This window comes from Sphingobium chlorophenolicum, from assembly GCF_000722875.1.
Taxonomy (GTDB): Bacteria; Pseudomonadota; Alphaproteobacteria; order Sphingomonadales; family Sphingomonadaceae; genus Sphingobium; species Sphingobium chlorophenolicum.
Genome location: NZ_JFHR01000112.1, coordinates 1 through 3,952 on the forward strand (window position 1 = coordinate 1; position 3,952 = coordinate 3,952).

Annotated in this window: 5 protein-coding genes; 1 reads left to right on the forward strand and 4 read right to left on the reverse strand. The window is 66.9% G+C overall.

Annotated features, from left to right (window positions below; translation table 11 throughout):
* Positions 1-114: 114 nt before the first annotated feature.
* Together BV95_RS22340 and BV95_RS22345 are read right to left on the reverse strand one after the other, a co-directional pair.
* Positions 115-1,290 (reverse strand): glycosyltransferase, encoded by a 1,176-nt coding sequence (locus BV95_RS22340; RefSeq protein ID WP_037457503.1) that lies wholly within the window; start codon positions 1,288-1,290, stop codon positions 115-117.
* A 70-nt stretch (positions 1,291-1,360) separates the two neighbouring features.
* Positions 1,361-1,924: a helix-turn-helix domain-containing protein gene (locus BV95_RS22345; RefSeq protein WP_037457505.1), complete on the reverse strand. Its 564-nt coding sequence runs from the start codon at positions 1,922-1,924 to the stop codon at positions 1,361-1,363.
* A gap of 99 nt (positions 1,925-2,023) precedes the next feature.
* On the opposite strand from BV95_RS22345, the gene BV95_RS22350 reads away from it, so the two are divergent.
* The gene (locus BV95_RS22350; RefSeq protein ID WP_037457507.1) at positions 2,024-2,479 is read left to right on the forward strand and encodes a DUF6456 domain-containing protein; all 456 of its coding nucleotides are present in this window, start codon (positions 2,024-2,026) and stop codon (positions 2,477-2,479) included.
* A 194-nt stretch (positions 2,480-2,673) separates the two neighbouring features.
* Here the strand turns inward: BV95_RS22350 and BV95_RS22355 are convergent, their stop codons facing one another.
* Together BV95_RS22355 and BV95_RS22360 are read right to left on the reverse strand one after the other, a co-directional pair.
* On the reverse strand, positions 2,674-3,216 hold the full coding sequence (locus BV95_RS22355; protein WP_037457509.1) for an NUDIX hydrolase: 543 nt from the start codon (positions 3,214-3,216) through the stop codon (positions 2,674-2,676).
* A complete protein-coding gene (locus BV95_RS22360; protein WP_037457511.1) occupies positions 3,213-3,890 on the reverse strand; it encodes a TPM domain-containing protein in 678 nt (225 codons plus the stop codon). Before BV95_RS22360 ends, BV95_RS22355 begins: the two co-directional genes overlap by 4 nt.
* Positions 3,891-3,952 lie beyond the last annotated feature (62 nt).

A 3,952-nucleotide genomic window follows, 5' to 3' on the forward strand; every position in this document is an offset into this window, starting at 1 on the left:
AACGCCGATGTCGCGCCAGCCCACCCCCTAACCCCCTCCCGCCTGCGGGAGGGGGGATGACGGAAATCCACCCAAATCCCTCCGTCAGGCGAGTCCGGAATTTGTCCACGCAGCCTAGGATTTCTGACCGGCAATCGCCCGGAGATGGTCCAGCAGCGTGTCGCCATTGGCGGTCCAGGTGAAGCGCAGCGCGGCTTCGCGGACCGATTCCCGTTCGGGCGGATTGATCAGGATCGCGCTGATGGCGGCGGCCAGCGCTTCGGGTTCGCGGGCGACGATCTGACCCGCTTCGGGCCGGTCGAGCAGTTCGCGCGCGCCGCCCACATCGCTGATCACGATGGGGGTGCCGCAGGCCAGCGCCTCCACCCAGGCATTGGCCAGACCTTCCGAGGAGGAAGGCAGCGCCATGACGTCGGCGGCGGCATAGATGCGCGGCAGCCGGTCGTGCGGCACGGAGCCGAGGAAGCCGATGCGCCGGTCGACGCCCAGTTCCTCCGCCTGCTTTTCCAATGCGCGGCGATATTGCCCCTGTCCGGCGAGCAGCAGCGTGACGCCGGGCAGTTGCGGCAGCGCCTGCACCAGCAATTCCTGCCCCTTGCGCGGGATGAGCGCGCCGACGCACAGGACCACCGGGCCTTCGAAGCCCAGGCTTTCCTTTGCCGCCGCCCGGTCGCTTATCTCGAAACGGTCGAGGTCGACGCCGGTATAATGGACCCGGATCTTGTCCGCATCGATGCCCATGCGCGCCATGGAGCGGCGCATCGCGTCCGACACGGCCAGCAGTCCGGCGGCATCCTCGGCGGCGCGCCTGACCATCTTTCGCGTGCCGCTGCGCGTGCCCCAATAATGGATGTCCGCGCCCCGTGCCTTCACCGAATAGGGAATGCCGAGTGCGCGAGAGAGGCGCTGCGCCACCGGGCCGTCGGGGAAGAAGAAGCTGGCGTCGATGACGTCGAACGGCCGTTCCGCATGCAGGCGCCGGACCAGCGGCAGGATGGCGCGGGTCATGCTGTGGACGTTGAAGCGGCCGCCGAATTTGGGGATGATCGGAAAGACCGGACGGTGGACGGTCAAATCCTTCCACCGCTCCTTGGCGGGCAGGGCGCGCAGGGACGCATAGCGCTTCGCCGTCGACAGCGGCCAGGGCGGGATGCCCAGCGGCGCGACCACCGTGACCTGGACGCCGTCCCGGCTGGCCAGTTCGCGGGCCTGCCGTTCCACGAAGACGCCGAAATTGGGGCGGCTCATGTCCGGGAACAGGGTCGACAGCATCAGGACGTTCAGCGTCATCGCATCTTCCTAGAGCGTTGCTTTCCGGCGGACATGGTCAATGCAGGGTTAAGGATGAAAACGCCTTTGTCTACAGCCGTCTCACCAGTTGGACCGCCACGGCGCCCCAGGGTGGGTCACTTATCACCTGCTGGCGGTTGCCGATGCCCAGGGGAAGGACGTGCAGCCGGTCGTCCTCGCGCCCGATCAGCCGCCCGAACAGGAAGCGCCCGGCATGGCGCGGCAGCAGCAGGTCGCGATTGAGCACGCTGGAAAATTCCTCCGGCAGGATGCGGCGGCACCAGATTTCGTCACCGCTGCGATAATCGCCGATGCTGCCGGAAACCTGCACCCCCACCATTGCGTCGAGCGGGGCTGGCGGCGGGAGGGAGAGAGGGCGGGTCGGGGCGCGGGCGCCCTCCGGCCCCAGCAGCGCGGCGACCGGCACGACATTCTGGCCGGGCAGGGCGACCAGTTCGGACGATGAAACGCCCAATGCGTCGGCGATGCGGTTCAACCAGTTGACCGATACGGTTCGGGTGCCGGTTTCCAGGCGGCCGATGGTCTGGGCGGTGGTGGGGGGCACGCATAATGCGCCGACCTGCTCCAGCGTCAGTCCCTTGGCTTTGCGTACCTCCCGGATGCGGGTGATCATATCTTGTCCTGTTTTCACCTATTTGGTTTTTTACGCTTTCCTACAAACTCGGACGCGTGGCAAGTCCCCTTGCATCCGATTCCTGTTGGGAGACCCGCCATGGCCACGCAATTTGTCGAACAGATCATAGAAGACCCCTTTGGCCGGGCGCAGAAGGTGGCGGTCAACCTGCATGAATCGCCGCTGGCATGGCTGCATGCGCGGGGGCATTTGAGCGAGCGGCATTATCTCGCCGGGGACAGGCTGCGCGCCGATTGGGAGAAGGCGGGGCTGGGGCCGCGAATCACCATGCGCTGGGACGCCGCGCCGGGGCGGCAGCGGGGCCGGGGCGCTGGGGCGGTCGAACCGGGCCTTGCCCAACTGTCGGCGCGGGAGCGGTTCGACGGCGCGATCCGGGCGGCGGGGCCGGGGCTGGCGGATGTGCTGTGGCGCGTCGTCTGCGCGGGCGAAGGGCTGGTAGCGGCGGAAAAGGCGTTGGGCTGGCCCAGCCGGGCGGGCAAGCTGGTGCTGACGCTGGCGCTGGATCGGGTGGCGGGGTGGTATCGGGTAGGGTAGGGGCAGTTAGCGATCAACCCTAAATCCTCCCTGCGCGAAGCGTGGGGAGGGGGACCGTTCGCGAAGCGAATGGTGGAGGGGAAATGGCGCGACCTGCGTATTTCCCCTCCACCACGCTTCGCGCGGTCCCCCTCCCCATCTCTCGATGGGGAGGAATAGGAGAGGTTAGTCCAGCATCGGCCGGATGATGAAGTTCAGCCCGCAATCCCCGCGCCGAGCAGCAACAGCAGTTTGACGTCGATGGCGAACCCCTCAGCCCGCCAGGCCGCGATCTGTTGTTGAATTCCATCCACCGGCACGCGGTGGACGCGGATGTCTTCGCCGTCGACGCCGCCGCCTTCTCCGGTCTTCACCAGATCATGGGCGCGGAACAGGGTGAAGCTTTCCGACACCATGCCGGGCGAACTGTAAAATTCACCCAAAGCCTCCATCCGGCCGGGGCGATAGCCGGTTTCCTCCTCCAGTTCGCGGGTGGCGGCGAGCGTGGCTTCCTCGCCCTCGTCATGGTCGCCGACCAGTCCTGCGGGCAGTTCGATGCAGCGGCGGCCCAGCGGTACGCGATATTGGTCGACCAGCAGCACATGGCGGCCGTCTGCGGCTTCCTCGATGGCCAGGATGACGGCGGCGCGAATGCCCCGCGCCCGGCCGACATATTCCCACTTGCCCCGCCGCTTGGCAGTGATGAAGCGGCCCTCCCACATGATTTCCTCAGGCGAGGCCATATCCTGTTCGCTCATAATTCGATCAGCCTGTCGGGCAGTTCATTGGGATTGTCGCCAGTGGCCGGGAAATGCTGCGCCAGTACGACGCCGACCTGATGCACTGCCTGCGCAATGCCGTCGGCGGCGCGGCCTTCGCGCACGCCGTCGATCAGCGCAGCCATGGCGTCACCCCAGATTTCGGGCGCGACCTTCTCGTTGATGGCGGCATCCGCGACCAGTTCCGCCCGATGCTCGTCCAGCGACAGGTAGATCAGGACGCCGGTCCGCCCCCGCGTGCGCCCCTGAGCGACGGCGCGGAACAGGGTGATGGCGCGGCGGCGCACGCGGCGGGCCTTGGTGGCTTTCGGGGTAAGGGCCAGGCGCAGCGGCATCCAGGCCAGCGCATAGCGGACGATCAGGAATTTGAGGATGAGCAGGCCGAGCAGGACGGTCAGCAGCTTCCAATCCTCAATCTCATGTTCCCAATTTTGCAGCAGCCAGGAGCAAAGCGAGCGGAAATATTGCGGGAACGCCGCCGCCACCGAAAGCGCGAGGAACACCGCGCCGATGGCCCAGTGCAATCCCGCATCATGATAGGCGTCCGACCGGCGGGCGACGATTGTGACGATCTCGCCATCGGTGGCCTTCTCCGCTTGCGCCACCGCTTCGGTCACCCGGTCGTGATCGGCTTCGTTCAAATGCAGACGCATCACCAGTCCCCCGAAGCGCCGCCGCCGCCGAAGCTGCCGCCGCCGCCGGAAAAGCCCCCCCC